Genomic DNA, 26,945 nt, shown 5'->3' on the forward strand with positions numbered 1-26,945 from the left:
GGCCTCCCGCGAGTGCGGGCCCCGGATTGCCGGCGCGCCCGAAATATGGTCTTACCGCCGTTCATAAACCAGGCCGGCAATAAGGGATACCGACGTGAGAGTCATCGCCAGTTCGATTCGCAAAGGCAATATCATCGAGAGAGACGACGGGCAGCTTTATGTGGTCCTGACGGCCGAAAGTTTTTTCCCCGGCAAGGGCACGCCGACGACGCAGATCGACATGCGCCGCCTCTCCGACGGCGTCAAAGTCTCCGACCGCTACAAAACGACCGAGCAGGTGGAGCGCGCTTTCGTCGAGGATCAGGATTTCAGCTATCTCTACAATGACGACGACGGCTATCACTTCATGAATCAGGCGAGCTACGAGCAGGTGCTCGTGCCTGCCGATGTGATCGGCGACCAGGCGCAGTGGCTGCAGGAGGGCATGGTCTGCATCCTCTCCATGTTTAACGGCGTGGCCGTTGGCATTCAGTTGCCGCCCCGCGTGACGCTGGAGATCATCGAGACAGAGCCGGCGATGAAGGGCCAGACCGCCTCGTCCTCTTACAAGCCGGCGAAGCTGGCGAATGGCGCGCGCGTCATGGTGCCGCCGCATATTCAGCCGGGCACGCGCGTCGTCATCCAGACGGAAGACGGCGCCTATGTCGAGCGCGCCAAGGATTGATGGCGCGTCCCTCCCCTTGATGGGGAGGGTGGTTCGCGTAGCGAACCGGGTGGGGTGAAAAGCCCCCCACCCGCGCCTGCGGCGCGACCTCCCCTCGAGGGGGAGGTATGCCCCCCTACGCCAAAAATTCGCGCAGCTTCTTTTCCACTGCGGCGCTGTCCTTCAATTCGCATTCCCAGATCGTGAGCGCCCGCCAGCCCTGCGTCGCAAGCGCCGTCTGATGCGCGGCGTCCCGCGCGCGGTTGCGCGCGATCTTCGCGCGCCAATAATCGGCGTTGGCCTTAGGGTTGCGCGCGCCCCGCGGACAATCATGCCCGTGCCAGAAACAGCCGTGAACGAAGATCGCGCGTTTGCGGCCAACGAATGCGATGTCGGGGTTGCCGGTGACATCTTTGCGATGCAGCCGGTAGCCCGGCGCGAATTTTCGCAAGATCGCCCGCACCGCGATTTCGGGGGAGGTGTCCCGCCCCTTCACCGCGCGCATGATCGCGGAACGCTCGGCCGGGGTTTCTTTCCTGGTCAAATCGAGCGCCCCCTCCCCAGCCCTCCCCCGCTGCGCTTCGCTTGCGGGAGAGGGGGCGGAAAGCGCCCGTCATGAAGATTGCAGCGAACGCGGCGACGCCGATTCCCTCTCCCGCGAAGCGGGGGAGGGTCAGGGAGGGGACTCAAGCCGCCTCCAACACGACGCAAGCGTTCAGCAAGGGCTCCAGCAGATTCGCTGCGATGAAGCGCACCACCGGAACGACCACGCCGTCGCCGGTCAGATGATAGGCGTCGCTATAGGTCGTCGGGAGCAAATAAACTTCCGAAAGTCCCATCAGCCGCGCAGTCTCGCGCGCCGACATCAGCCGCGAGCGCACCCTGCCCTTGTCGACGACCAGCACATATTGCCTGCTGGAGCCGCCGGCCGGCGTGCGCAGGCAGCCCGCAACCTCGTCGAAACGCGCCTCGGCGCGCTGCATCTTCACGCCACTCTGATAGCGCGTGCGGCGATAAAGCGTCCCCGCCATCCTGCGCCCGGCGCGCTTCGCCTCGGCGATCTTCGCGAGATTGACCTCGCTCATCATGGCGATCAGCGCATTTGTCTCGCGAGCGCTATGCCACGCCACATCAGTCGGCGCGTCTTCAACGATGTCTATCAGCGTCGTATTGCGCAGCGGCGGCACCGGCGAATTCCACCAGAGCCAGTTGTTGCGCAACGCTTTCGGCAGCCGCCCATGCGCGGAAAGGAGCACGCGCGTGTGAAACAAACCGTGGCTCTGGATTGCTTCGCTTCGCTCGCAAGGACGCAGGAGAGAAGTCGGAACCGCCACATCCTCACGCACAGCGATGATGAACAGCCGGGGGCGCGATTGCGGAACGAACAGCGCCGCGTCGATGACCAGCGCGCCGAATCTGTAGCGCTCCTTCGCCAGCGCCTCGCAGATCTTGATGAAATCCTGGCCGCCATGCGAGGTCAGCGCGCCGCAGACATTTTCGAGCACGATGAGCGACGGCGCGCGGCCCTCCTTGCGCAACGCCTTCATCAGCTCCCAGAACGGCCAGAACGTTCCGGACCTTTCGCCCTTCAATCCCGCGCCGGCGCCGGCGAGCGACAGGTCCTGACAGGGAAATGACGCCCAGACGAGATCGGCGCGCCCTGGCAACTGCCCTGTGGATATCTCGCGCACGTCGCCGACATGAAGCTCTTCGCCGCCCCAATTGGCGCGGTAGCTCTCCGCTTTCTTGCGGTCGAAATCATTGGCGAAGAGACAGCGCCAGCCTTCGCCGAGCCCGGCCCTGGCCATGCCGCCGCCGGCGAAGAATTCATAGTAGGTGGGCCTGCCGTCCATGCGCGATTCGCTCCACCTCCAGCGTATCCGCCCGGCCCCGCCGCCGCGACCGAAAAGAAGGCGACCTCTTCGCCAGAGCGAAGGCCGACATTGTCACATAACTTTTATGCTGCCGTGCTTGGAAAAACTGCCTGCCTGCCGGCAAGCGGGCCCCCCGTTTCGCAGGCGCCATTCGACGCGCTTGCGCCTGCTCAGCGAATGATGGAGCAATTCATGAAAAAACTTCTGCTTCTCACTGCTATTCTTTTTGCGCCGGCGATCGCCTGGGCGGGAGATGAAGCCTTCGATTGCAATAAGAAGTTCGACGGCGAGGTCGAATGCAAGGTCAAGAAGGACAAGGTGGCCGTGAAAGCCGTCGCGATCGATGGGGGACAATGCGCCGCGCCGAACGATCCGAAGGTCTATGGCAAGGTCATGAACAAGGGCGACAAGTTCAAGCTGCCGGGCGCGCATGACTGCTTCTACGTCAGCGGATTCACGATCACGACGAGCGACGGCAAGACGCAGAAGTTTTACGCCTTCTAAGGCAAACCGCCTCGGCGCGTTTTTCACGCGCTCAGGCGGCGACGACCATCACATGCACGGTCGGCTTCTTGCCCCAGACCGACGAGACGGCACCGCGCACGGCCCGCTCGATCGCCGTTGAAACGGCGTTGGCGTCGCGGCGTCGCCCGCGCGACAGACCCTCGAATGCGGCGAACAGCGCCTCGTCGATGACTTCGCCCATGTCTTCGCCGAATTTGCCGCGTTTCGGCACGCCGGCGAAGACGACGTCCGGATCGCCAATCAGCTCGCCCTTGCGGTCGACGGCGAGCGCGATCGAAACGACGCCCGCGAAGGAGAGCCGCGCGCGATCGCGCACGGCGCTGTCGTCCTCGGCGATCACGACATCGCCGTCCTTCATGAGACGCCCGTGCGGCGCTTCGCCGATCACGCCCGGCGCGCCGGGCGCCAGGCGCACGATGTCCCCATTGCGCGCCGAGACAACCTGCGACGCGCCGTGCGCCTTCGCGAACGCAGCATGTTCCGTGAGATGATGCGACTCGCCATGCGCCGGCACGGCGATCTGCGGGCGGACCCATTCATACATTTGCGCGACCTCGCCGCGGCGCGGATGACCCGAGCAATGCACGAGATGATCGTGGTCGGTGATGACCTCGACGCCGATGTCGCAAAGATTGTTGATGACGCGAAAGACGTCGCGCGCATTTCCCGGAATGACGCGCGACGAGAAGATCACCCGATCGCCCGCGACGAGCTTGATCGCAGGATGATCGTTCGCCGCGGCGCGGGCCATCGCGGCGCGGGTCTCGCCCTGGCTGCCGGTCGCGATGACCACCGTCTTGTCGCGCGGCAGCGTCGGCAGCAATTCCGGCGCGTGGAATCCCGGTAGGCCGTCGAGATAGCCGCATTCGCGCGCGACCTGGATGGCGCGATCCATCGCCCTGCCCGCGACGATGACGGTGCGCCCGCAGGCATGCGCCGCCTCGGCGATGGCGCGCAGCCGCGCCACATTGGAGGCGAAAGTCGTCACCAGCACCCGGCCCGGCGCTTCGGCGATCAGCGTGCGCAGCGTCCGCGCGACGTCGGCTTCCGAGAAACTGTCGCCTTCCCGCAGAATGTTGGTCGAGTCGCAGATAAGCGCCGTGACGCCCTCGTCGCCGAGGGCGCGGAGACGCGCTTCGTCGATCCGCGTTCCAACGCCAGGCTCCGGATCGATCTTCCAGTCGCCGGTGTGGAGCAGCAGGCCGAGCGGCGTGCGGATCGCCAGCGCATTGGCTTCCGGAATCGAATGCGCGACGGCGACATATTCGACCTGGAACGGATCGAGGTCGAGCTTCGCGCCGGCATGCGTAAGGGCGATGTCGATCTTCGGCGCGCCGGGCTCGTTCAGCCGCCGCACTTCGAGGAGACCTGCTGCGAAGGGCGTCGCGAAGACCTTGCATTTGAGCCGCGGCCACAGGGTCGCGAGCCCGCCGATATGATCCTCATGCGCATGGGTGATGCAGATGCCGACGAGATCGCGCGCGATCTTTTCGACGAAGGCGATGTCGGGAAAGACCAGGTCCACGCCGGGCATTTCCGGCCCCGGAAAGCCAAGGCCGCAATCGACCATCAGCCATTTGCGCTTCTGCGGCGGCCCATAGCCATAGAGGGCCATGTTCATGCCGATTTCACCCAGGCCGCCGAGCGGCAGGAAGACGAGGTCGGCCTCGGGCGTCGTCATGCGACGCCTCCCGCACTGGTCTGGCGCGGGCCGAGCGAGACGTCCCCGGCCTCGACGACCCGCGCGCCGTCGCGCGTCGCCAGAACGAGCCGGCCCGTGGCGTCGATCGTCTCGAAGCGACCCTCGACCGTTTCGCGCGGCAGCTCGACCTTGATGTGGGAGCCGACATAGGCGGCGTCGGCCAGCCACGCCTCGCGAATATGGGCGAAACCCTCGCCGCTGCGCCAAAGATCAAGGGTTTCGACCAGCGCGTCGGAAAGATGCGTGAAGAGCGTCGCCGCGGGCGGCGCCCCGGGACCGATCGAGGTCAGCGCGCATGCTTCGAACGGCAGGTCGCGCGGCGCCTCGACGCAATTGACGCCAATGCCGATGATCGCGACAGAGGCGCGCGGCGTGCGCGCGTCGCCGGTCGGCACGCCGACGTTCTCAAGCAAAATCCCGCCGAGCTTCGCCCCATCGAGCAGAAGATCGTTCGGCCATTTCACCGAGAAACGGGCCGCGTCGCCTGTCGCCGCACGCAAGGCGGAGAGCGCCGCGACGGCCGCGACAAAGCCGAGCTGCGGCGCGACGGCGTTCGCGCCGAAGTCGCTGAGAACAAAGCTCGCATGAAGATTGCCCGCGGGCGAAATCCACTCGCGTCCGAGGCGGCCGTGGCCGCGCGTCTGCCGCGCGGCGACGACCCAGAGAGGCCCGCGTTCGCCCGCCTCGATCAGGCGTCGGGCTTCGTCATTCGTTGAATCGACGCTTTCCAGCGCGAGGAGGCGCACGCCGCGGGCGCGCGCCAGTGATCCCAACTCCACGCGCGAACTTCCTTCCTAGAAAAGCGATTTGGCCGCCGCCGCCGCCGCGTCCATGACCGGCGTGGGATAGACCCAAAAGCCGAGCAGCGCCAGAGTCGAAACGGCGAGCACCGCGCGCAGCGCCATCGGCGCGCGATCGAAGCCCGGCGCCGGCTCGTCGAAATACATGACCTTGACGACCCGCAGATAGTAATAGGCCGCAACCGCGCTCGCCAGAACGCCGGTGACCGCGAGGCCGAAGAGGCCGGCGTCGACGGCGGCGAGCAGCACATAATATTTGGCGAAAAAGCCAGCGAGCGGCGGAACGCCCGCAAGTGAGAACATCAGCATCGCCAGGAAAAAGGCCATCCAGCCATTGGTGCGCGACAGCCCGGCGAGATCGGCGACATTCTCGACATATCTGCCTTGGACGCGCATCGCGAGAATAGCGGCGAAAGTCCCCAGCGTCATGATGAGATAGATCGCCAGATAGATCGCGACGCCGCGTATGCCCGCTTCGTCGCCCGCCGCGAGTCCGATCAGCGCAAAGCCCATGTGGCCGATGGAGGAATATGCCATCAGCCGTTTGATGTTCTCCTGGCCGATCGCCGCGAAAGAACCGAGCAGCATCGACGCGATGGAGATGAACACGACAATCTGGCGCCACTGATCCTTCACGCCCGGGAAGGCGGTGACGACGAGGCGCGCGGTGATCGCCACGGCGGCCATCTTGGCGGCGGAAGCGAAGAAGGCGGTGACCGGCGTCGGCGCGCCCTGATAGACGTCCGGCGTCCACATATGGAAAGGCGCGGCCGACATTTTAAAGGCAAGGGCGGCGAGGACGAAGACCAGTCCGAAGATCACGCCGATCGGCGCCGAGGTCGAAACGACGGCGGCGATCCCGGCGAAAGACACCGTTCCCGCGAAGCCGTAGAGCAGCGACGCGCCATAGAGCATCATGCCGGAAGAGAGCGCGCCGAGGACGAAATACTTCAGCCCGGCTTCGGAGGATTGTCCGTCGTCACGCGCAAAGGCGGCCATGACGTAGAGGGCGAGCGACATCAGCTCAAGGCCGAGATAGAGCGCGATGAGGTTATCGGCGGAGATCAGCAGCAGCATGCCCAGCGTAGAGAGCATGATCAGCACGGGATACTCGAATTTCTCGAGTCCGTTGCGCTGCAGCCAGTCGACAGACATCAGAATGGAGGCGATGGCGCCGATGAGCGTCAGCGCCTTCATGAAGCGCGAGAAGCCGTCATCGATATAGGCGCCGTCGAAGACGCTCGTGTCCGGCGTGCTCGACAGCGCGATGGTGACCAGGGCGAGCCCCAGAATGCCGACCGCCATCTCGTCGACGAGGCCGAAGCCGCGCTCGCCGCGCCATGCGCCGATCAGGATGAGAACCATCACGCCGACCGCGAGAATGGTCTCGGGAAGAAAGTGATGCGCGAGTTGAACGAAAAAGGGCATCGTCAGCGATCCGTTAATGACCAGCGGCCGCGAGCTTAATCGCGTCGATGAGGGCCGTATGGGTCTGGATGAGATTGTCGACGGAGGCCTGCGTCGCGCTCAGAATCGGCTGCGGCTGCACGCCGTAGTAGATCGTCAGCAGCACCAGCGGCGTGAAGATGGCGATCTCGCGCGGCGTCAGATCGGTGATGGTCTTGAGGCTCGCCTTCTCCAGAACGCCGAAGACCACGCGGCGGTAGAGATAGAGCGCGTAGGCTGCAGAGAAGATGACGCCGCTCGTCGCGATCAGCGCCACCCAGCTATTCGCCTGGAACGTTCCGGTCAGCGACAGGAACTCGCCGATGAAGCCCGTCGTGCCGGGCAGGCCGACATTCGCCATGGTGAACAGCATGAATACGAAGGCGTAAATCGGCATGCGATTGACGAGGCCGCCATAGGCCGCGATCTCGCGCGTGTGCATGCGGTCATAGATGACGCCGACGCAAAGGAACAGGGCGCCGGAGACAAAGCCGTGCGAGATCATCTGGAAGATCGCGCCCTGCATGCCCTGGGCGTTCAGCGTGAAGAGGCCCATCGTGACATAGCCCATATGCGCGACGGACGAATAGGCGATGAGCTTCTTGATGTCTTCCTGCACAAGCGCGACGAGCGAGGTGTAGACGATCGCGATCACCGAAAGCGCGTAGATGAGCGGCGCGAAATAGGTCGAGGCGTCCGGAAACATCGGCAGCGAGAAGCGGATGAAGCCGTAGCCGCCCATCTTCAGGAGAATCGCCGCGAGGATCACCGAGCCGGCCGTCGGCGCCTCGACGTGCGCGTCAGGCAGCCAGGTATGCACCGGCCACATCGGCATCTTTACCGCGAATGACGCGAAGAAGGCGAGCCAGAGCCAGGTCTGCATCTCCTTGGGGAAATCGGTCGTCAGCAGTACGGTGATGTCGGTCGTGCCGGCCTTCCCATACATGGCGAGAATCGCGACCAGCATGAGCAGCGAGCCGACGAGCGTGTAGAGGAAGAATTTGAAGCTCGCGTAGACGCGCCGCTTGCCGCCCCAGATGCCGATGATGAGAAACATCGGGATCAGTCCGCCCTCGAAGAACAGATAGAACAGCACGAGGTCGAGTGCGCAGAAGACGCCGATCATCAGCGTCTCGAGCACGAGGAAGGCGATCATATATTCCTTGACGCGCTTCTGCACCGAATCCCATGAGGCGAGAATCGCGAAGGGCATCAGGAAGGTCGTCAGCAGCACGAAAGGCATCGAGAAGCCGTCGACGCCCATCTTGTAGACGAGGCCCGAACCGAACCAGTTCTTCTGCTCGACAAACTGGAAGGCGGCGCTCGTCGTATCGAATCCCGACCAGACCACGAGCGACAAGGCGAAGGTCGCAATCGTGGTCGCGAGCGTCGCCCAGCGGATGTTGCGCAGGCTCGCTTCATCGTCGCCCTTTTGCGTGAGCAGGAAGGCGACGCCAACGAGCGGCAGGAAGGTGACCCCGGAGAGAATGCCGAACCCGAACATCAGCGCAGCCCTCCGGCGACGAAATAGGTGACGACCGCCGCGACGCCGATGAGCATGGCGAAGGCGTAGTGATAGACGTAGCCAGTCTGCAAACGCACGGCGAGCCGCGCGCCGTCGGCGACCCGCGCCGCGACGCCGTCAGGCCCGAGGCGGTCGATGATCGCGCCATCGCCGCCCTTCCAGAACAGCCGGCCGATGGCGAAGGCCGGCCGAACGAACAGGAAGTCGTAGAGTTCGTCGAAATACCATTTGTTGAGGAGGAACTGGTACAGCCGCGGGAAGGCCCTCGCCAGCGCCTGCGCGGTTCCGGGCTTCAGCACATAGACGTAGAGCGCGACGGCGAAACCCAGCGCCATCACCACGGTCGGGGCAAGCCCCACGCCGAGCGCCACGTCGTGGAACTCATGGATGATGTGATTGTCCCTGCCGGTGAAGAGCGCGCCCTTCCAGAACTCGTCGTAATCATGGCCGATGAAGTATTTGCCAAAGACGATCCCCGCGCCGAGCGCGCCGAGGCCGAGCACCGCCAATGGCGCCAGCATGACAAGCGGCGACTCGTGAGGCGCGTGATAGCCATGGCCGTGGTCATGCGAATGATCGTGATGCGCCTGATCGCCATGCGCATGGGCTGATGCTTCCGTAGGCTCCTCATCCGCATGGTCCGTATGCACGGCATGCTCCTTACGGGCGCCAAAAAAGGTCATGAACACCAGCCGCCAGGAGTAGAACGAGGTCAGGCCGGCGGCGGCCACGGTCGCGACAAAGCCGAACATCGCCATGTGATGATGTTTGCTCGCCGCGTAGGCCGCCTCGATGATCGCGTCCTTGGAATAGAAACCGGCGGTGAACGGGAAGCCGGTGAGCGCCAGCGTGCCGATGACCATCATCGCGAAGGTGAAGGGAATGTCCTTGCGCAGCCCGCCCATGTTGCGCATGTCCTGCTCGTGGTGCATGGCGTGGATCACGGAGCCCGCGCCAAGGAAGAGCAGCGCCTTGAAGAAGGCGTGGGTAAAAAGATGATAGACGCCGATGCTGTAGGCGCCGACGCCTTCCGCGACGAACATGTAGCCAAGCTGCGAGCAGGTCGAATAGGCGATGACGCGCTTGATGTCGTTTTGCACGAGTCCGACCGTGGCGGCGAACATGGCCGTCACTGCTCCGACTAGCGTCACGAATTCGAGCGTCGCGGGCGCATATTCGAAAATCGGCGAAAGCCGCGCCACCATGAAGACGCCAGCCGTCACCATCGTCGCGGCGTGAATGAGCGCCGAGACCGGCGTCGGGCCCTCCATGGCGTCCGGCAACCAGGTGTGCAGCAGGAATTGCGCCGATTTGCCCATCGCGCCGACGAACAGCAGGAAGGTGGCGAGCGTCAGCGCGTCGACATCCATGCCGAAGACATGAATAGGCTTGCCCTCGAGACCGGGAACCGCGGCGAAAACCTCAGGAAAGCCGACGGACTGCGTGAGCTGGAACACCAGGAAGATGCCGAGCGCGAAGCCGAAGTCGCCGACACGGTTGACGACGAAGGCCTTGATCGCCGCGGCGTTGGCCGAGGGCTTCTGATACCAGAAGCCGATCAGCAGATAGGAGGCGAGGCCGACGCCCTCCCAGCCGAAGAACATCTGCACGAGATTGTCGGCCGTCACCAGCATCAGCATGGCGAAGGTGAATAGCGACAGATAGGCGAAGAAGCGCGGACGATGCGGATCCTCGTGCATGTAGCCGATCGAATAGAGATGCACGAGGCTCGACACGGTGTTGACGACGACGAGCATCACCGCCGTCAACGTGTCGACTCGCAGCCCCCAGTTCACCTTGAGCGCGCCAACGGTCATCCAATTGGCGATGATGGGCGCATATCCCTCATTGTGACCGATCCCGACGTCGATGAAGACGACCCACGACAGCACGGCGCAGACCATCAGGAGGCCGGTCGTGACGAGTTCCGAGGCGCGCACCCCGATCCAGGGTCCGAACGCGCCCGCGATCAGAAAGCCGACAAGCGGAAGAAAGACGATGGCGTAAATCATCGCTGAGGTCAGCCCTTCAAGGAATTGATGTCTTCGACCGCGATGGTGCCGCGGTTGCGATAGAAGGCGACGAGGATGGCGAGGCCGATCGCCGCCTCGGCCGCCGCGACGGTGAGCACGAAGAGCGCGAACACCTGTCCGGTGAGATCTCCGAGCGACTGCGAGAAGGCGACGAAGTTCAGATTGACCGAAAGCAGAATCAGCTCAACCGACATGAGAATGACGATGATATTCTTGCGGTTGAGGATGATCCCGGCGACGCCGAGCGTGAACAGGATCGCTGCGACGACGAGGTAATGCGTAAGTCCGATGGTCAGCATGGATGTCCTCGCTAGACGCCGGTCCGGAACGGAACTTTCTTGATCTCGATGACATTCTCGCGCGTGCGCGCGTTCTGCTCTTCGATCTTCTGCCGCTTGATGTTCGGCTTGTGATGCAGGGTCAGCACGATGGCGCCGATCATGGCGGTGAGCAGCACCAGGGCGGAAGCCTGGAAGAAGATCACATATTTCGTGTAGAGGATCTGCCCCAGCGCCGCGGTGTTGCTCATCTGCGGAATGATCGGATTGGCGACGGCGTCGGTCGCCGAGGGCGCCGACGTCCAGCCGATCGCCATCATGCCAAGTTCCGCGAGCACGACGACGCCGACGGCGGCGCCGACCGGCAGATATTTAATGAAGCCCTGCTTCAGCTCGGCGAAGTCGACGTCGAGCATCATGACGACGAACAGAAACAGCACCGCCACCGCGCCCACATAGACGACAATGAGGATCATCGCCAGGAACTCGGCGCCGGCGAGCAGGAACAACCCCGCGCCGTTGCAGAAGGCGAGGATGAGAAAAAGGACGGAATGCACCGGGTTGCGCGCAAAGATCACGACGCCGGCCGAGGCGATCATGATCGTCGCGAATAGGTAGAAAAATACGGCCGCCACGTCCTCATCCTCTTCTCATGAGCGCGCGACGCCGTCGCGGCTCAATTGGCTTACGTCAGCGATAGGGCGAATCGAGCGCGATGTTGCGCGCGATCTCGCGCTCCCACCGGTCGCCGTTCGCGAGCAGACGCTCCTTCGTGTAGTAAAGCTCCTCTCGGGTCTCGACCGAGAATTCCGAATTGGGCCCTTCCACGATCGCGTCGACCGGGCAGGCCTCCTGGCAGTAGCCGCAATAGATGCATTTCACCATGTCGATGTCGTAGCGCGTCGTGCGGCGGGTGCCGTCGTTGCGGCGCGGTCCGGCCTCAATGGTGATCGCCTGCGCGGGACAGATCGCCTCGCAAAGCTTGCAGGCGATGCAGCGCTCCTCGCCGTTGGGGTAGCGACGCAGCGCATGTTCGCCCCGATAGCGCGGCGACTGCGGGTTCTTCTCATGCGGATAGTTGATCGTCGCCTTCGGCTTGAAGAAGTAGCGCATCGACAGCAGGAATGCGCCGACGAACTCCGAAAGGAAAAGCGACTTGGCGGCTTGATCGAGTTTCATGACAGCCTCAAACGCCTGCCGGTCCAGCCGGCCAGAACTGCAGGACGGCGGCGACGATGACGACCATGGCGAGGGAGATCGGCAGGAAGACTTTCCAGCCCAGACGCATCAGCTGATCGTAGCGATAGCGCGGCACGAAGGCCTTCACCATGGCGAAGAAGAAGAAGAAGAAGCTCACCTTCAGGATGAACCAGATCACGCCCGGCACATAGGTGAACGGGGCGATCTTGATCGGGGGCAACCAGCCGCCGAAGAACAGGATCGTCAGCAGCGCGCACATGGTGATGATCGCCACATATTCGGCGAGCATGAAGAGCACGTACGGCGTCGCCGAATATTCGATCATGAAGCCGGCGACGAGTTCCGACTCCGCCTCGACGAGATCGAAGGGCGGACGATTGGTTTCGGCGAGCGCCGAAACGAAAAAGATGATGAACATCGGGAAGAGGCGCAGCCAATACCAGCCGGCCATGCCGTAGGACGTATCCTGCGCGTTGACGATGTCCGTCAGATTGAGCGACCCGGCGCAGAGCAGCACCGTGATGATAACGAAGCCGATCGAGACTTCGTAGGAAACCATCTGCGCCGCCGAGCGCAGCGCCGACAGAAACGGATATTTCGAGTTCGACGCCCAGCCGCCCATGATGACGCCGTAAACGCCGAGCGAGGACAGCGCGAAAATATAGAGGATGCCGACATTGATGTCGCCGACCGCCCAGCCGTCGGCGACCGGAATGACCGCCCAGGCGGCGATCGAGAGCGTCGCCATGATGAACGGCGCGAACAGGAAAATGCCCTTGTTGGCGACGTCCGGAATCACCGGCTCCTTGAGCGCGAATTTGATGAAGTCGGCGAAGCTCTGCAGAAGCCCCCAGGGTCCGACGACGTTCGGCCCGCGCCGCAACTGCACGGCCGCCCAGATCTTGCGGTCCGCGAGGATCACATAGGCCACATAGATGAGCAGGACGACCGCGAGCAGAACGCTCTTCACGATCGCGAGAAGAAGCGGATTCGCGATGAAGAAATCCGAAAGTGCGCTCGCCCAACCGTCGCTCACGTCCAAAGCTCCTATTCCGCAGCCTGCGCCAGCCGGCCTTGCGCCAGCGCCGAACATTCCGCCATGACCGCCGACGCGCGGGCGATCGGATTTGTGAAGTAGAAGTTCTGGATCGCCGGGACGAAGGCGTCCTTCATCGCGACGGCGGCATGTTTGGCGAGAGCGGCGACCTGCGCGGACTCGCCAGGCGCGATCTCATCCAGCTGCGCAAAATGCGGATGCGCGTCAACGAGCCGCCGGCGCAGCGCCGCGAGCGAGTCGAAGGGCAGCGGATTGCCGAACGCGCCCGAGAGCGCGCGCAACACCGCCCAATCCTCGCGGGCCTCGCCCGGCGGAAACACCACCCGGAAGGCGCGCTGCACACGGCCTTCCGTATTCACGTAAAGGCCGGATTTTTCCGTATAGGCCGCCCCCGGCAGGATCACATCGGCGCGATGCGCGCCGCGGTCGCCATGCGTGCCGATGTACACCACGAAAGCGCCGGGCTCGATCGCAAGTTCGTCCGCGCCGAGATTGAAGATGAGGTCGAGCGCGCCCGCCTTCGCCATCGCGCGCGCGTCCATTCCGCCCGCGTCCGGCGTAAAGCCAAGATCGAGGGCGCCGACGCGGGCGGCCGCCGTATGCAGGACGGAGAAGCCGTTCCAGCCGTCGCCGAGGCCGCCGAGATTTTGTGCGGCTTGCGCAGCGAGGGTGAGAGCCGCCTCTCCGTCATCGCGCGCGAGGGCGCCCTGACCGACGATGACAAGCAGCTTCTCCGTCGGCTTCGCCGAGCGGATGAATTGCAAGAGCGAGTCGGGACCGGCGCCGAGATAGTCGTAGCCGTAGGTGAGATCCGCGCGCTCGCCGACAAGCGAAATCTTGAAGTCGCCCTTCAGCCAGCGCTTGCGAATCCGCGCGTTCAGAACGGGCGCTTCCCTGCGCGGATTGGCGCCGATGATGAGCGCCGCGCTCGCCTGCTCGATCCCGGCGACGGTCGCATTGAAGAGATAGGACGCGCGGCCGAACTTCGGGTCGAGCTTGGCGCCGTCCTGACGGCAGTCGAGGTTCGGCGTCCCCAGCTGCTCCATGAGCAGCTTCAGCGCGAAGGTCTCTTCGACCGCGGCGAGATCGCCGACCAGCGCGCCGATGCGCGATGCGGACGTCGCTTTCGTCTTGGCGGCGACGGCGGCGAGCGCCTCCTGCCAGCTGGCCGGGCGCAGCCGGCCATTTTCGCGGATATAGGGGCGATCGAGGCGCTGCGTCTTGAGGCCGTCGACGATCTGGCGCGTCTTGTCGGAGATCCACTCCTCGTTCACGAGGTCGTTGACGCGCGGCAGAATGCGCATGACTTCGCGTCCGCGCGAATCAACGCGGATCGCCGAGCCCAGCGCGTCCATGACGTCGATCGTCTCGGTCTTCTGATATTCCCAGGGACGGCCGCGGAAACTTTGCGGCTTGGGCAGCAGCGCGCCGACCGGACACAGATCCGCGACATTGCCCTGCAGCTCGGAGCTCATGGCGCTTTCGAGATAGGTGGTGATCTCCATATCCTCGCCGCGGCCGATGGCGCCCATGTCGCCGGTGCCGGCGACCTCCGCCGTGAAGCGGACGCAGCGCGTGCAATGGATGCAGCGGTTCATCTCGGTCTTGACCAGGACGCCGATATATTTGTCCTCGACCGCGCGCTTGTTCTCGTGGAAACGCGAGCTGTCGACGCCGAAGACGAGCGCCTGATCCTGCAGATCGCATTCGCCGCCCTGATCGCAGATCGGACAGTCGAGCGGATGGTTGATGAGCAAAAACTCCATCACCCCTTCGCGCGCCTTTTTGACCATCGGCGACTTGGTCAGAACTTCCGGCGGCGCCCCGTTCGGACCCGGACGCAAATCCTTCACCGACATGGCGCAGGAGGCCTGCGGCTTCGGCGGGCCGCCCTTCACCTCGACGAGGCACATGCGGCAGTTGCCGGCGATCGACAGGCGCTCGTGATAGCAGAAGCGCGGGACCTCGGCGCCGGCCTGCTCGCAGGCCTGCAACAGCGTGAAATCGCCCGGCACGTCCACTTCGACGCCATCGACGAGAATCTTGGTCACTTGGCCTTCTCCAACTTCTCGACGCGTTCGGTCAGCTCCGCCAGGCGAACCTCGATTTTCTTGTGCTTTTCATCCGCGTTCACCGCAAAACCGAGCGCGGTCATCGTTGCTTCGCGAAGCGTCTCGACCCGCTCTTCGAGAAAGTCGAAACGCAAGGAGTGATTGTCCTGCGCATTGCGAACGCCACGAATGTCGTTTTGAACCCCGCGCACGCCTTCACGAAGGTCCGCGATGTCCCCGCGCATTCCGCGCAGCAACTCAAGAACGAGATTGTCGGGCTCTTGGGCCATGATTCTCACTCCGCCGCCACGCGGATGGCTTCGGGATGCGGATTGGCCGCATATTGATCGATGCGCGCTTCGATCACGTCGCGGAAATGGGTGATGAGCCCCTGGATCGGCCAGGCGGCCGCGTCGCCGAGCGCGCAGATCGTATGACCTTCGATCTGCTTCGACACGTCGAACAGCATGTCGATCTCTTTCTTGTGCGCCCGGCCTTCGACCATGCGCTGCACGACGCGCCACATCCAGCCGGTGCCCTCGCGGCAGGGCGTGCACTGGCCGCAGCTCTCGTGCTTGTAGAAATAAGCGAGACGGGCGATTGCGCGGATGATGTCGGTCGACTTGTCCATGACGATCACCGCCGCGGTGCCGAGGCCGGACTTCAGCGCGACGAGACTGTCGAAATCCATCGGACAGTCGACGATCTCATGCGACGGCACGCAGCGCACCGACGAGCCGCCGGGAATGACCGCGAGCAGATTGTCCCAGCCGCCTCGCACGCCGCCGCAATGCGTCTCGATCAGTTCGCGAAACGAGATCGACATCGCCTCTTCGACATTGCACGGGCGATTCACATGGCCCGAGATCGAGAAGAGCTTCGTGCCCGTGTTGTTCGGTCTGCCGATGCCGGCGAACCAGGCGGCGCCCCGCCGCAGGATGGTCGGCGCGACGGCGATCGATTCGACGTTGTTGACCGTCGTCGGGCAACCATAGAGGCCGACATTGGCCGGAAACGGCGGCTTCAAGCGCGGCATGCCCTTCTTGCCTTCCAGGCTTTCGAGCAGCGCCGTTTCCTCGCCACAGATATAAGCCCCCGCGCCGTGATGGACGTAAAGATCGAACGGATAGCCGTGGATGTTGTTCTTGCCGATCAGCCGCGCCTCATACGCTTCGTCGACGGCTTTCTGAAGCGCGATGCGCTCGGCGATGAATTCGCCGCGGATGTAGATGTAACAGGCGTGCGCGCCCATGGCGTAGCTCGCGACGAGCGCGCCTTCGATCAGCGTATGCGGATCGTTGCGCATGATCTCGCGATCTTTGCAGGTGCCGGGCTCCGACTCGTCGGCGTTGATGACGAGATAATGCGGGCGTTTCGGATCGACTTCCTTCGGCATGAAGGACCATTTCAGACCCGTGGAAAACCCGGCGCCGCCGCGTCCGCGCAGGCCCGACGCCTTGATCTCGTTGATGATCGCGTCGCGACCCCTGTCGAGCAGCGCCTTGGTGTTGTCCCACTGCCCGCGCTTACGCGCGCCGGCAAGCGATCTGTCGCCGAGGCCATAAAGATTGGTGAAAATTCGATCCGCGTCGGAGAGCATTTCGGATTCCTTACGCGCTCGGCGTGTCTGTAATTTCGAGACGACGCTCAATACGGGACATGCGACCCTCCATCGCGCCAGACGCCTCGTAGAGATTTGCCAAATCCATATGGAAAGCGCCCATGCGATTGTCGATCGCCGAAATCGCCGACCGAAGCGCGCGAACTTCGCCGCGAACTTCGCGCGTATTTTCTTCGAGATTGCCGAGGCGAACCTGCATGGCTTTCAGCACCTCGTAGATGAGTTCGTTCGTGACTTCCGCCATAGGGCGTCCCGCCTACTTCGCGCCGTCGCCGTAAAGCGACGTCAGGCTCGTGAGCTTGCCGGCCGGCTCCGAAGAGACGCGGCCGGTCTGCGAGCCGGTCTTCACCGGACGACCCGCGGCGAGATTGTCGAGAAGCTTCTCGAAATTCTCGGCCGTCAGATCCTCGTAATAGTCATCGTTGATCTGCACCATCGGCGCGTTGCAGCAGGCGCCGAGGCACTCGACCTCGATCCAGGAGAACAGGCCGTCGTCGGTGACGCGCCGCTGCGGGCCGACCCGGCGTTGCAGCACGTCGATGATCTCATCCGAGCCGGCGAGCAGGCACGGGGTCGTGCCGCAAAGCTGGATGAAATATCTGCCGACCGGCTCCAGATTGAACATCGAATAGAAGGTTGCGATCTCGAGCACGCGGATCTTCGCCATGCCGAGCGCATCCGCGACTTTTTCGATCGCCGCCTGCGGCAGCCAGTTGTCGTTCTGCTTTTGAGCCTGCCACAGCGCGGGAACGACCGCGGACGCCTGACGCCCCTCGGGATATTTGGCGATCTGCATCTCGAGCCACGCCTTGTTTTCGGGCGTGAATTCGAAGCTTGCCGGCTGATCCTCGGCGAGACGACGGGTGGACATTAGCGATCGACCTCCCCGAACACGATGTCGAGCGAACCCAGGATCGCCGAGACGTCGGCGAGCATGTGGTTCTTGCAGAGAAAATCCATGGCGGACAAATGCGCGAAGCCCGGCGCGCGAATTTTGCAGCGATAAGGTTTGTCGCCGCCATCAGACACGAGATAGACGCCAAATTCGCCCTTAGGCGCCTCGACCGCCGCATAGACCTCGCCCTGCGGAACGTGGAAGCCTTCGGTGAAGAGCTTGAAATGGTGGATCAGCGCTTCCATTGAGCGCTTCATTTCCCCGCGCGAAGGCGGCGTGATCTTATGATTGGGCGCCATCACCGGGCCGCGGTTTTCCGCGCGCATGAGCTTCTCGACGCACTGCTTCATGATGGACGTCGACTGCCGCATCTCCTCCATGCGGATCACGGCGCGGTCGTAGCAGTCGCCATGCTTGCCAACCGGAATGTCGAATTCCATTTCCTCGTAGCATTCGTAAGGCTGCGCCTTGCGCAGGTCCCAGGCGGCTCCCGAGCCGCGCACCATCACGCCGGAGAAACCCCACTTCCAAGCGTCTTCGAGCGAAATGACGCCGATGTCGACGTTGCGCTGCTTGAAGATGCGATTGCCGATGAAGAGTTCGTCGAGATCTTCGACGACCTTCAGGAACGGATCGCAAAAGGCGCCGATGTCCTCGACGAGCTGGTCGGGCAGGTCGCGTGCGACGCCGCCGGGCCGGAAGTAATTGGCGTGCATGCGCGCGCCCGAGGCGCGTTCATAGAACACCATCAGCTTTTCGCGCTCTTCGTAGCCCCACAGCGGCGGGGTGAGCGCGCCGACGTCCATCGCCTGCGAGGTGACGTTCAAGAGATGCGACAGAAGCCGGCCGATTTCCGCGTAAAGCACGCGGATGAGCTGGCCGCGGCGCGGAACTTCGACGCCGAGCAGACGCTCGATGGCGAGGCAGAACGCATGCTCCTGATTCATCGGCGCGCAATAATCCAGCCGATCGAAATAGGGCACGTTCTGCAGATAGGTCCGCGACTCCATGAGCTTCTCGGTGCCGCGATGCAGAAAGCCGACATGCGGATCGACGCGCTCGACGACCTCGCCGTCCAACTCCAGGATGAGGCGCAGCACGCCATGCGCGGCCGGATGCTGCGGTCCGAAGTTGATGTTGAAGTTGCGCAGCCCCTGGGACTCGGGTTTCGTCGGCGCGGGTGTTTGATCGTTCATCTCGACGCGCTCACTTGCTCGCCTTCTCGTCGCCGGGCAGGTCGTAATGCACGCCCTCCCACGGCGAGAGGAAATCGAAATTGCGGTATTCCTGGCTGAGCCGCACCGGCTCATAGACGACGCGCTTCTGCTCGTCGTCGTAGCGCACCTCGACGAAGCCCGTCATCGGGAAGTCCTTGCGCAGCGGATGGCCGTCGAAGCCGTAGTCGGTCATGATGCGGCGCAGATCGGGATGGCCGGAGAAGATCACGCCGAATAGGTCGTATGTTTCGCGCTCGAACCAGTCGGCGCCGGGATAAAGCGCGGTGAGCGAGGCGACAGGCGTTTCTTCCGAAGCCGGCGTCTTGATCCGGATGCGACGGTTGTGCTTCGGCGAGAGGAAGTGCGCGACGACCTCGAAACGCTCCGCGCGCTCGGGGTAATCCGCCGCAGTCACATCGATGAAGCACACGAAAAGGCAGTCGGGATTGTCGCGAAGATATTGGGCGACCTCGAGCCAGCGCGCGCGCGCCACGGTCAGCGTAAGTTCGCCATAGGCGACCTTCACCTCCGTCACCGCGCCGGAAAGCGCGCCGCTGATCTTCTGGCCCAGCGCCTTAAGTTCCGCGTCCATTCGCATGTTTCCTTCGGAAGCGTTCCCGCTTCGCGTCGCTAGCGCTCGATCGTGCCCGTGCGCCGGATTTTCTTCTGCAACAGCAGCATGCCGTAAACGAGCGCTTCCGCCGAAGGCGGGCATCCCGGCACATAGATATCGACCGGAATGATGCGATCGCAGCCGCGCACCACCGAATAGGAATAGTGGTAGTAGCCGCCGCCGTTGGCGCAGGAGCCCATCGAGATCACGTAACGCGGCTCCGGCATCTGGTCGTAGACCTTGCGCAGCGCCGGCGCCATCTTGTTGGTCAGCGTGCCCGCGATGATGATGCAGTCGGACTGGCGCGGGCTGGCGCGCGGGGCGAAGCCGAAGCGCTCCAGATCATAGCGCGGCATCGCCGCCTGAATCATCTCGACCGCGCAGCAGGCGAGACCGAAGGTCATCCACATCAGCGAGCCGGTGCGCGCCCAGTTGATGACGTCGTCCGTCGCCGTGACGAAAAACCCCTTGTCGGCGAGTTCGTCGTTAAGATGCAGGAAGAACGGATCGTCCGATCCGACAGGCTTGCCGGTGCGCGGATCAATCAGTCCCTTGGGCTGCGGCGCGATCAGCGTCTGGCGCGCGCCTTCCTTCTCGATCAATCCCATTCCAGAGCTCCCTTGCGCCACTCGTAGACGAAGCCGACGGTGAGCACGCCAAGGAAGACCATCATCGACCAGAAGCCGAAGGCGCCCGCTTCCTTGAAGGCCACCGCCCAGGGAAAGAGAAAGGCCACTTCAAGATCGAAGACGATGAAAAGAAGAGAAACCAGATAGAAGCGCACGTCGAATTTCATGCGCGCGTCATTGAATGGATTGAAGCCGCATTCATAGGCGGAGAGCTTTTCGGGATCCGGCGCCTTGAACGCGAGCAGGAAGGGCGCAACGAGCAGCGCGCCGGCGATCACGGCCGAAAGCGCGATGAAAATCACCAGCGGCAGATATTGTTCGAGCAGCAGGGGCATCGAGTCTTGTCCGACTTCGGCGGGGCGAGGGCCGGTCGCGGGAGCGTTTCCTTGGCGGTATTCCTTAGAACGACTCCAGGCCGCGCGTTCCGTAACAAAGGCCATTGTGCAAAGCAAGAGAGGAACCGCGCCATCGGCGATTGGCCGCAGCCTTTCGGCGAGACGGGCTCTTGATCGCGCATCAGTCAGTCGGGCGTGGAATAGCGCGACAGAAGGGCCGCCGCCTCGAACTCCTGAAAACGCGCCGCCCGTCGGGCCATGGCTTCGACGTCTTCGCCCCAGGCGCGCATCTGCCAGTCTTCGTCTACGTTGGCCGCCTCCCAGGCCTTGCCCGCACCTATTTGGTGAAGGGCGGCGGCGAGCGCAATGATGACGGACCCGGTGAGTGTCGTCATGACGTTGAGCGCGGCGAGCCGGAACGGCGCGCCCGCCCCCTGCCCCACATAGTCGCGCAAAGCGCGCGAAACGGCGTCGAGCGCCCCCTGCGGCTGTTCGATGAACATGACGCCCTCGGCCAGCGCGAGCTTCGCGCCAAGCTTCTCCCGGGCGAAGGCGATGAGCGGATCCCAGGCCGCGCATTGAGCCGCCGCGAGGCTCTCGGGCTCGCCGGCGCGGTAGCAGATGAGGTCAGAGCCGGCGTATCTGGCGGTGTCCGCCTCGACCTCGGCCATATGCGACGCCACCCCGTCGAGGGCCGTGTTCATGAGCTTCGTCAGCGGCATTGTCGCAGGATCGATCGTCTCGCCCTGGCGCGCCCATTCGGCGGCGACCGCTTCCATGAGCGGGAGAGACGGGGCGACCAGCGGACGCCGCGCCGGCGTATTGACCGGCCGTCCATCGAGGAAGATTCCGTATCCCTGCTCGGCCGGGCCCGCGGCAGCCTCTTTGTAGAAGCGCTTCGGCAGAGCGCGCGCGGGGTCGCGCGCGGCCTTCACCGGATCGCGCTCCCCGGCGGAGACGAAGAAATCGGCGTCAAGGCCCGTCGGTTCTTTTGACATTTGTCAGTCCTTACGCAGGCGCCTGCGCGCGAGCCCGGCGCTCGCCGAAAGCCGCCTCAAGCGTCCGGCGCGTCCTCGATCGGGTCATGACGCTTCACGTCGAAGCCGAAAAGCTCCCAGCTCTTTTGCATATGGTCGGGCAGCGGCGCAGTCACGTCCAGAGTTCCGCCTCTCGGATGAGGCAGAATGAGGCGGCGCGCGAGGAGATGGAGCTTTCGGTCGAGCCCCTCCGGCACCGCCCGCAGCGGATCGCGGCGGCGCACCTCGTCTTCGGCGCGATGGCCATATTTGGGATCGCCGAAAATAGGATGGCCGATCGCCTCCGCATGGGCGCGCAGCTGATGCGTGCGGCCGGTGAGCGGCTTCATCGACAGCCAGGCGCAGCGCGGCGCGACCTTGTCGACGATCGCGTAATAGGTCAGCGAATGCTGGGCGTCCGACTCGCCATGTTTGGCGACGCGCATCTTTTCCAATTCCTTCGCGCCGCCTCTGGATTTCTCCATGCCGGCGCCTTTCGCCAGATAGAGCGAAATACGGCCCTGCGCCGGCTTCGGCACGCCCTCGACCAGCGCCCAGTAGATTTTCTTCGCCTGCCGGGATCGGAAGATTTCGCCAAGCTCGGCGGCCGTCCGCCGATTCTTGGCGACGAGCAGCACGCCCGACGTGTCACGATCGAGGCGATGCACCAGCGCCGGCCGCGTATCCCCCGTCGCCAGCGATTCCAGCATGCCGTCGATATAGCGAGTCTGGCCCGAGCCGCCCTGCGTCGCCAGGCCATAGGGCTTGTTGAGCACGAGGACGTCCTTGTCCTCGAAGAGCGTCATCTCCCGCAGGGCCTGCGCGTCCTCCGGCCGCGCGCGCCTGACCGCGGGGGCTGCGGGCGCCTCGATCTTCAGAGGCGGCACGCGAATCTTTTGCCCTTCTTCGAGCCGCGTCGAGGTTTCGACGCGCTTTCCGTCCACCCGAACTTCCCCCTTGCGGCAGATTTTCGCGAGATGGGAGAGCGCGAGCGCCGGATAACGACGCTTGAACCAGCGATCGACGCGCATCCCCGCCTCGTCCTCGGTGACGATGGCGGTGGAGACGCCGATTGCAGCGGCGGGCGTTTGTGGTTTCGGACTGGCGGCCATGACCGGCTTATCGGTCAAAGCCAGCCGCATGTCGATCAGGACGCGCGACCTTCTCAGGCGCCGCACAAAGCCGCACCTCCGGGCGACGGCTTGAAGCGCCAAGCTTCGGCGCCCTATGATGCGCATCGCTATGGGCGCATCGGCGGAGCGCTTGCAAGTGAACAAGATTCCCACGAATTCGCAGAGCGGCGTGCAGGATCGCCCGCCGCTAAGACCCCGTTGGCTGCATCCCGTCTCGACCGCTGCGGTCGTCGGGATCTTCGTCGCCTTCTTCGCTTCCGGAATCTATTGGCGCGAGTCGGCGGTCATCGACCTGAACGCCATTAGCGCAGACCTCATTCCCGAAGGCGTTTCCCTCGAGGCCGGCGATCCCGCGCCCGAGGGAGATTCGCTCGAGGAGCCGCTCCCCATCGAAACGGCGTCTCTTACCGTCGAGGGCATGGATGAGCTGATCTCCGACGCGCCGCCGCCCCCGCTGATCATGGAGCCCGACGCGGTTCAGGCGCCGGAGAAGAAAGAAAAGGCCGAGAAAAAGGAAAAGGCCGAGAAGCCCAAGAAAGTCGAGAAAAACGCCCGCGAGCGCCGTGAAGCCGCAGATGATGAACGGCGCGCGAACGAGAAAGCCCGGCGCTATGGCCTTCCGGCCGGAACCGGCCAAGGCTCGGGGACCGCGCGCGTCGCCGGGCGCTTCGGATTGCCGGGCGGTCGCGGCGACGCCTCCGCCGCGTCGCAGGCCAGTTGCCTCGCCCAGGTCGCCGCCTCGATCCGTGGGCGCACGCCCGCCGTGACAAGCCTTGGGCCCGGAACAGTCTCCGTCTCCTTCTATATCAACTCCGGCGGCGGCATTTCGGGCATTTCAGTCTCGGGCGGAAGCCCTGCGCATGCGGCGCTGGCGAGGCGCATCGTCGCCTCTTCGCGCGGGCCAAGCAACTGCGGGCGAGTCTTCGCGCGGCAGGGAATCACGTTTCAATAAGGTTTAACGCACGAGCCGCGGGAGAGCGTCGCGATGGATTTTGCCCCGATGTCGCCGATCGGCATGTTTTTCTACGCCGGACCGGTCAGCAAGATCGTCATGGCGCTTCTTCTCGCCGCGGCGGTCTGGACCTGGGTGCTCATCATCGACGGCGTTTTTGTGCTGCGGCGACTTTCCAAGGCGCTGGATCGCGTGCGCGCCGGCGGCGATATTGGCGTTCTTTGGCCGATCGCCGCCGCCGGACGCGAAGCGGCGCAAACTGAATTGCCGAACGAGACGCCTCACCAGAAGCGCGAACGAATCCTGCAGCAGATGAACCGCGCGGCGCGCGAATTCATGCTCGACGCCGAAGGCGGGCTTCCCGTTCTGGCCATTGTCGCCTCGGCCGGCCCCTTCGTCGGGCTCTTCGGCACGGTCTGGGGCATCATGTCGAGCTTCGCCGGAATCGCGCAGTCGCAGGACACGAGTCTTGCGGTCGTCGCCCCTGGCATCGCCGACGCGCTCGCCGCGACGGCCTATGGGCTCGCCGCCGCGATTCCGGCGGCGATCGGCTATAACCGCATGGGCATGGCCTTCGGCCGCCTGAAAGAGCGAATCAGCCGCTACGTCACGATCTACGCGCGTTCGACCGCTTAACGGCCAGGAACTTGCGCCGTCTTGGCCTACGGCGCCGCCTCATTTAGAGTTTCTTCGATTCCGATTTGATGAAGGGCCCCAAGGATGAGCGATCGGTCCAGCGAGCAGGCGGCTCTCGATAGAGCCAATCTTGACGCCCGAATCGCCTTCGCGGCGGCGAGCTTCCTCCTGGCTTACGCCTTTGCGGCGCTTCTCGACCGGGTCGGCGCGCCGGAGCGCTTCGTCGGCGCCGCCCCGCCTTATTTCACCATCCTCGGACTCGCCACACTCGGCTTCCTTCTCCATTCGATGCGGGTCTCGGTCTATTACACCGCCGGCCGCGCCCTGCCCGCCGCCTACGCCGGCTTCGCCAACGCCGCGATCGTCGTCGCCCTGATGCTGCCCTTTGGCGCGCGGCTTGCCGGACGCAGCTGGGCGGTCGGCGCGGTCGCGGGCGTGTTCATCGGGCTCGCCGCAGCCGGGCTTTATTTCGGGCCGCTGCTGCGCAAGACCGGCGTTTTCTCCATTTCCGAACTCCTGTGCGCACGCTTTCAGAGCGCCGCGACACGGGTCGGCTTCATCGGCGCGGTGGCGCTCTCCTCGACGCTTCTCGCCGCCGCGGGCGGCCTGATCGCGGTCAACGCGCTCGTCGAGCTCACGGGCGCCAATCGGGGTTTCGCGGCCTTCCTCATCGCGGCGGCGACCCTGATCATCGCCGGCCCCGGCGGGCTCTCGGGCGTCATGTGGGCGGCCGCCGCCGCCGCCGGGGTCGCGACGCTCGGCTTCGGCTGGCCGATCGCGGCGCTCAGCCTCCACGACGCCCTCCCGAGCGGCCTGATCTTTGGCGGTGCCGCCTCGAGCGAGGCCGCGACTCTGCTGGAAAGCTGGGGGGTGACGCCCACGCACCTGGGCTTGCCCGTCGAATTGGCCACGACGATCGCCGCGGCGCTCGGCGTGGCGACGCTCGCGCCCGTTCTGGCGGCCTCGGTGACGACGGCGGACCGACGCAGCGCGCTGCGCGCCGGGGTCGCCGGCCTATTCTGGAGCGTCATCATCGCGCTGCTGGCGGCCGCGGCGATCGCCGCCTCTGCCTTGTCTCTCGCCCGCGCCACGGCGGGACAGCCGCCGGAACGTCTGCCGCAAGCTGTCTATCAGGCAAGCGAGCGCGGTCTCGTCAGCATCTGCGGCTATTACGTGCGCGGGCCCTCCGAGGCTCAGCGCGCCTGCGCCGCGAAAGGCTACGCCCCCGGCGCGCCTCTTGCGGCGGCGGAGATTCGCCCGATCGACGGGGACTTTCTGCTCGGCGCGCTGCCGCAGACGGCGGATCTCGGCGCGGCGTCCTCGGGGCTTATCGCCTCGGCGCTCGTCGCCCTCGGGCTTGCCCTCGCGACGGCAGGCCTGCAGGCCTGCGCGACGGCCTTCGGCCACGACGCGCTCTACAGGCTGCGGGGCGAAATCGACCTGACCAGCCGGCGTCTCGCCGTCAACCGCGTCACGCTCGTGGTCGTATCGACGCTGGCTTACGTGACGGCGGTCACGGGCGTCTTCACGCCGGGGGCGCTCGTGGCGGCGGCGCTTGCGGTGTCCGCCGCCTGCCTCGCGCCGTCGCTCGCCCTCGCCTTCTGGCCGCGCGCGGGCGACCGCGAAGCGATCGTCGCGCTCTGCGGGGGGGCGGTCGGCCTGTTCAGCGCGCTCGCCGCGGCAGGGTCGCCCAGTCGTATTGAAGTCTATGCGCTCTGCGCGCTGGCGGGCGTCACGCTCGGCGGCGCGCTTGGCCTTCTGTCGGGCCTCGCCTCAAAAAGCGACAAGCCAGCGGCCCGCGCCTTCATCACCCGCATGCTGCGCGGCGACGCCCAGATGCTGCAGCCCGACAAGGGCGCCTAGGACGAACAACTTTGCTTTTGAAGAAATCCTAGTAGCGGCGCGATGCATCAAGGCCTCGTAAAAACGGCCTAAGGGTGGGGCTTTCGCGGAACGAGATGCATGACGCGCGCGAGCCGCCGCTCGGTGAGAAAGGCCAAACTGAAGAGCTGCAGGAAATTTTCCGCCTCGATCAGTTCAAGGCCGATGGATTTCGGCGTCAGAACCTTCCGCGTGCCGAAGATGATGTCCCAGATCGAAAGCACGATTCCATAATTGCTGTCGTGCTCGCTGCGCAACGTCGAGTGGTGGGCGCGGTGCAGGGACGGCGTGATGATGAAATAGGAGAGAATTTTCTCGCCGGGAATCGCGATGTTGGCGTGGTGGAACAACACGAAGAACATGCGCGCGACCTCGCAGAACACGACGACATGCGCGGGCGCGCCGATGACGATGGCGCAGACGCATTTCACGACGACTTCCAGCAACTGATCGAAGACATGGAAGCGCAAGCCGGTCGTGACGTGAAAGCTCTTGTCGCTGTGGTGGACCTTGTGGAACAGCCATAGCGCTTCCGACTTGTGCCCGAGATAGTGCCACGCATAGACCGCAAGATCGAACAGGATGAAGCTTGCGAACCATTTCAAAGGCGTGTCCGGCAGGCTCGAGAGCAGCCCATGGCTCGAATAATTCGATGCGACGACGAGCAGGCTCGAAACGGACAAAAGGTTCATGATGACATTGTTGATCAGGAACGCCGAGGTGTTCGTGGAGAATGACGCCTTCAGCCCCGCGCCCGCGAACTTCTTGTAGGGACAGAATTTCTCCAAAACGAGGAGGATGGCGAAAAGACAAAACACGGCGACAAGCAACAGGTTCTGGGTATGTGGCGCAGGGGTCATCGCCGACCTCGCTGGTTTCGATT

At 64.2% G+C, this 26,945-nt stretch carries 28 protein-coding genes; 5 read left to right on the plus strand and 23 right to left on the minus strand.

Annotated features, from left to right (window positions below; genetic code table 11):
- Positions 1-94: 94 nt before the first annotated feature.
- Positions 95-664 (plus strand): elongation factor P, encoded by a 570-nt coding sequence (gene efp, locus AC0X69_RS07950; protein ID WP_482612929.1) that lies wholly within the window; start codon positions 95-97, stop codon positions 662-664.
- A 115-nt stretch (positions 665-779) separates the two neighbouring features.
- On the opposite strand, the gene AC0X69_RS07955 is transcribed toward efp, so the two are convergent.
- Together AC0X69_RS07955 and AC0X69_RS07960 are read right to left on the minus strand one after the other, a co-directional pair.
- Complete coding sequence (locus tag AC0X69_RS07955) at positions 780-1,148, minus strand: very short patch repair endonuclease (protein WP_482613325.1); 369 nt, start codon at positions 1,146-1,148, stop codon at positions 780-782.
- 181 nt (positions 1,149-1,329) lie between these two features.
- Positions 1,330-2,496, minus strand: a complete 1,167-nt coding sequence (locus AC0X69_RS07960) for a DNA cytosine methyltransferase (RefSeq protein WP_482612930.1) — start codon at positions 2,494-2,496, stop codon at positions 1,330-1,332.
- A 213-nt stretch (positions 2,497-2,709) separates the two neighbouring features.
- Between AC0X69_RS07960 and AC0X69_RS07965 the strand changes: the two genes are divergently transcribed.
- Complete coding sequence (locus tag AC0X69_RS07965; protein ID WP_482612931.1) at positions 2,710-3,021, plus strand: hypothetical protein; 312 nt, start codon at positions 2,710-2,712, stop codon at positions 3,019-3,021.
- Between the two features lie 31 nt (positions 3,022-3,052).
- On the opposite strand, the gene AC0X69_RS07970 is transcribed toward AC0X69_RS07965, so the two are convergent.
- The 20 genes from AC0X69_RS07970 to AC0X69_RS08065 form a co-directional block, all read right to left on the minus strand.
- A complete protein-coding gene (locus AC0X69_RS07970; RefSeq protein WP_482612932.1) occupies positions 3,053-4,723 on the minus strand; it encodes a ribonuclease J in 1,671 nt (556 codons plus the stop codon).
- On the minus strand, positions 4,720-5,523 hold the full coding sequence (locus AC0X69_RS07975; protein WP_482612933.1) for a biotin--[acetyl-CoA-carboxylase] ligase: 804 nt from the start codon (positions 5,521-5,523) through the stop codon (positions 4,720-4,722). The genes AC0X69_RS07970 and AC0X69_RS07975 overlap by 4 nt, the downstream gene beginning before the upstream one ends.
- 15 nt (positions 5,524-5,538) lie before the next feature.
- Positions 5,539-6,972: an NADH-quinone oxidoreductase subunit NuoN gene (nuoN, locus tag AC0X69_RS07980; RefSeq protein ID WP_482612934.1), complete on the minus strand. Its 1,434-nt coding sequence runs from the start codon at positions 6,970-6,972 to the stop codon at positions 5,539-5,541.
- A gap of 13 nt (positions 6,973-6,985) precedes the next feature.
- Positions 6,986-8,494: an NADH-quinone oxidoreductase subunit M gene (locus tag AC0X69_RS07985; RefSeq protein WP_482612935.1), complete on the minus strand. Its 1,509-nt coding sequence runs from the start codon at positions 8,492-8,494 to the stop codon at positions 6,986-6,988.
- Positions 8,494-10,527, minus strand: coding sequence for an NADH-quinone oxidoreductase subunit L (gene nuoL / locus AC0X69_RS07990; RefSeq protein WP_482612936.1), 2,034 nt, complete (start codon positions 10,525-10,527; stop codon positions 8,494-8,496). Before nuoL ends, AC0X69_RS07985 begins: the two co-directional genes overlap by 1 nt.
- Before the next feature lie 8 nt (positions 10,528-10,535).
- Complete coding sequence (gene nuoK, locus AC0X69_RS07995) at positions 10,536-10,844, minus strand: NADH-quinone oxidoreductase subunit NuoK (protein ID WP_171015128.1); 309 nt, start codon at positions 10,842-10,844, stop codon at positions 10,536-10,538.
- 14 nt (positions 10,845-10,858) lie between these two features.
- Positions 10,859-11,461, minus strand: a complete 603-nt coding sequence (locus AC0X69_RS08000) for an NADH-quinone oxidoreductase subunit J (RefSeq protein ID WP_482612937.1) — start codon at positions 11,459-11,461, stop codon at positions 10,859-10,861.
- Positions 11,462-11,516: 55 nt separating this feature from the next.
- Entirely contained in the window at positions 11,517-12,005 is a 489-nt protein-coding gene (nuoI, locus tag AC0X69_RS08005) for an NADH-quinone oxidoreductase subunit NuoI (protein WP_482612938.1), read from the minus strand.
- Between the two features lie 7 nt (positions 12,006-12,012).
- Positions 12,013-13,062 (minus strand): NADH-quinone oxidoreductase subunit NuoH, encoded by a 1,050-nt coding sequence (gene nuoH / locus AC0X69_RS08010; protein WP_482612939.1) that lies wholly within the window; start codon positions 13,060-13,062, stop codon positions 12,013-12,015.
- 11 nt (positions 13,063-13,073) lie between these two features.
- Complete coding sequence (gene nuoG, locus AC0X69_RS08015) at positions 13,074-15,134, minus strand: NADH-quinone oxidoreductase subunit NuoG (RefSeq protein WP_482612940.1); 2,061 nt, start codon at positions 15,132-15,134, stop codon at positions 13,074-13,076.
- Positions 15,131-15,424, minus strand: a complete 294-nt coding sequence (locus AC0X69_RS08020) for a hypothetical protein (protein ID WP_482612941.1) — start codon at positions 15,422-15,424, stop codon at positions 15,131-15,133. Before AC0X69_RS08020 ends, nuoG begins: the two co-directional genes overlap by 4 nt.
- Positions 15,425-15,429: 5 nt before the next feature.
- The gene (nuoF, locus tag AC0X69_RS08025) at positions 15,430-16,734 is read right to left on the minus strand and encodes an NADH-quinone oxidoreductase subunit NuoF (RefSeq protein ID WP_482612942.1); all 1,305 of its coding nucleotides are present in this window, start codon (positions 16,732-16,734) and stop codon (positions 15,430-15,432) included.
- Positions 16,735-16,744: 10 nt separating this feature from the next.
- Entirely contained in the window at positions 16,745-16,999 is a 255-nt protein-coding gene (locus AC0X69_RS08030) for a hypothetical protein (RefSeq protein WP_482612943.1), read from the minus strand.
- Between the two features lie 12 nt (positions 17,000-17,011).
- Positions 17,012-17,626, minus strand: coding sequence for an NADH-quinone oxidoreductase subunit NuoE (gene nuoE, locus AC0X69_RS08035; RefSeq protein WP_482612944.1), 615 nt, complete (start codon positions 17,624-17,626; stop codon positions 17,012-17,014).
- Positions 17,626-18,846 carry an NADH-quinone oxidoreductase subunit D gene (locus AC0X69_RS08040; RefSeq protein ID WP_482612945.1) on the minus strand — a complete coding sequence of 407 codons (1,221 nt, stop codon included), beginning with the start codon at positions 18,844-18,846 and terminating at the stop codon, positions 17,626-17,628. The genes nuoE and AC0X69_RS08040 overlap by 1 nt, the downstream gene beginning before the upstream one ends.
- Positions 18,847-18,856: 10 nt before the next feature.
- The gene (locus AC0X69_RS08045) at positions 18,857-19,459 is read right to left on the minus strand and encodes an NADH-quinone oxidoreductase subunit C (protein WP_482612946.1); all 603 of its coding nucleotides are present in this window, start codon (positions 19,457-19,459) and stop codon (positions 18,857-18,859) included.
- 38 nt (positions 19,460-19,497) lie between these two features.
- Complete coding sequence (locus AC0X69_RS08050) at positions 19,498-20,088, minus strand: NuoB/complex I 20 kDa subunit family protein (protein WP_482612947.1); 591 nt, start codon at positions 20,086-20,088, stop codon at positions 19,498-19,500.
- Complete coding sequence (locus AC0X69_RS08055; protein ID WP_428380643.1) at positions 20,079-20,444, minus strand: NADH-quinone oxidoreductase subunit A; 366 nt, start codon at positions 20,442-20,444, stop codon at positions 20,079-20,081. Before AC0X69_RS08055 ends, AC0X69_RS08050 begins: the two co-directional genes overlap by 10 nt.
- A 185-nt stretch (positions 20,445-20,629) precedes the next feature.
- Complete coding sequence (locus AC0X69_RS08060) at positions 20,630-21,442, minus strand: ATP12 family chaperone protein (RefSeq protein WP_482612948.1); 813 nt, start codon at positions 21,440-21,442, stop codon at positions 20,630-20,632.
- 56 nt (positions 21,443-21,498) lie between these two features.
- Positions 21,499-22,572, minus strand: a complete 1,074-nt coding sequence (locus AC0X69_RS08065; protein ID WP_482613326.1) for an RluA family pseudouridine synthase — start codon at positions 22,570-22,572, stop codon at positions 21,499-21,501.
- A gap of 157 nt (positions 22,573-22,729) precedes the next feature.
- Between AC0X69_RS08065 and AC0X69_RS08070 the strand changes: the two genes are divergently transcribed.
- The 3 genes from AC0X69_RS08070 (at position 22,730) to AC0X69_RS08080 (ending at position 26,044) form a co-directional block, all read left to right on the plus strand.
- Positions 22,730-23,545 (plus strand): hypothetical protein, encoded by an 816-nt coding sequence (locus tag AC0X69_RS08070; protein ID WP_482612949.1) that lies wholly within the window; start codon positions 22,730-22,732, stop codon positions 23,543-23,545.
- 33 nt (positions 23,546-23,578) lie between these two features.
- A complete protein-coding gene (locus AC0X69_RS08075; protein WP_482612950.1) occupies positions 23,579-24,181 on the plus strand; it encodes a MotA/TolQ/ExbB proton channel family protein in 603 nt (200 codons plus the stop codon).
- 84 nt (positions 24,182-24,265) lie between these two features.
- Positions 24,266-26,044, plus strand: a complete 1,779-nt coding sequence (locus AC0X69_RS08080; RefSeq protein WP_482612951.1) for a sodium:solute symporter — start codon at positions 24,266-24,268, stop codon at positions 26,042-26,044.
- A gap of 68 nt (positions 26,045-26,112) precedes the next feature.
- Here AC0X69_RS08080 and AC0X69_RS08085 read toward each other — a convergent pair whose 3' ends face one another.
- Complete coding sequence (locus tag AC0X69_RS08085; RefSeq protein ID WP_482612952.1) at positions 26,113-26,922, minus strand: sterol desaturase family protein; 810 nt, start codon at positions 26,920-26,922, stop codon at positions 26,113-26,115.
- Positions 26,923-26,945: the final 23 nt, after the last annotated feature.

It is taken from the genome of Methylocystis sp. Uni0008 (assembly GCF_056838045.1).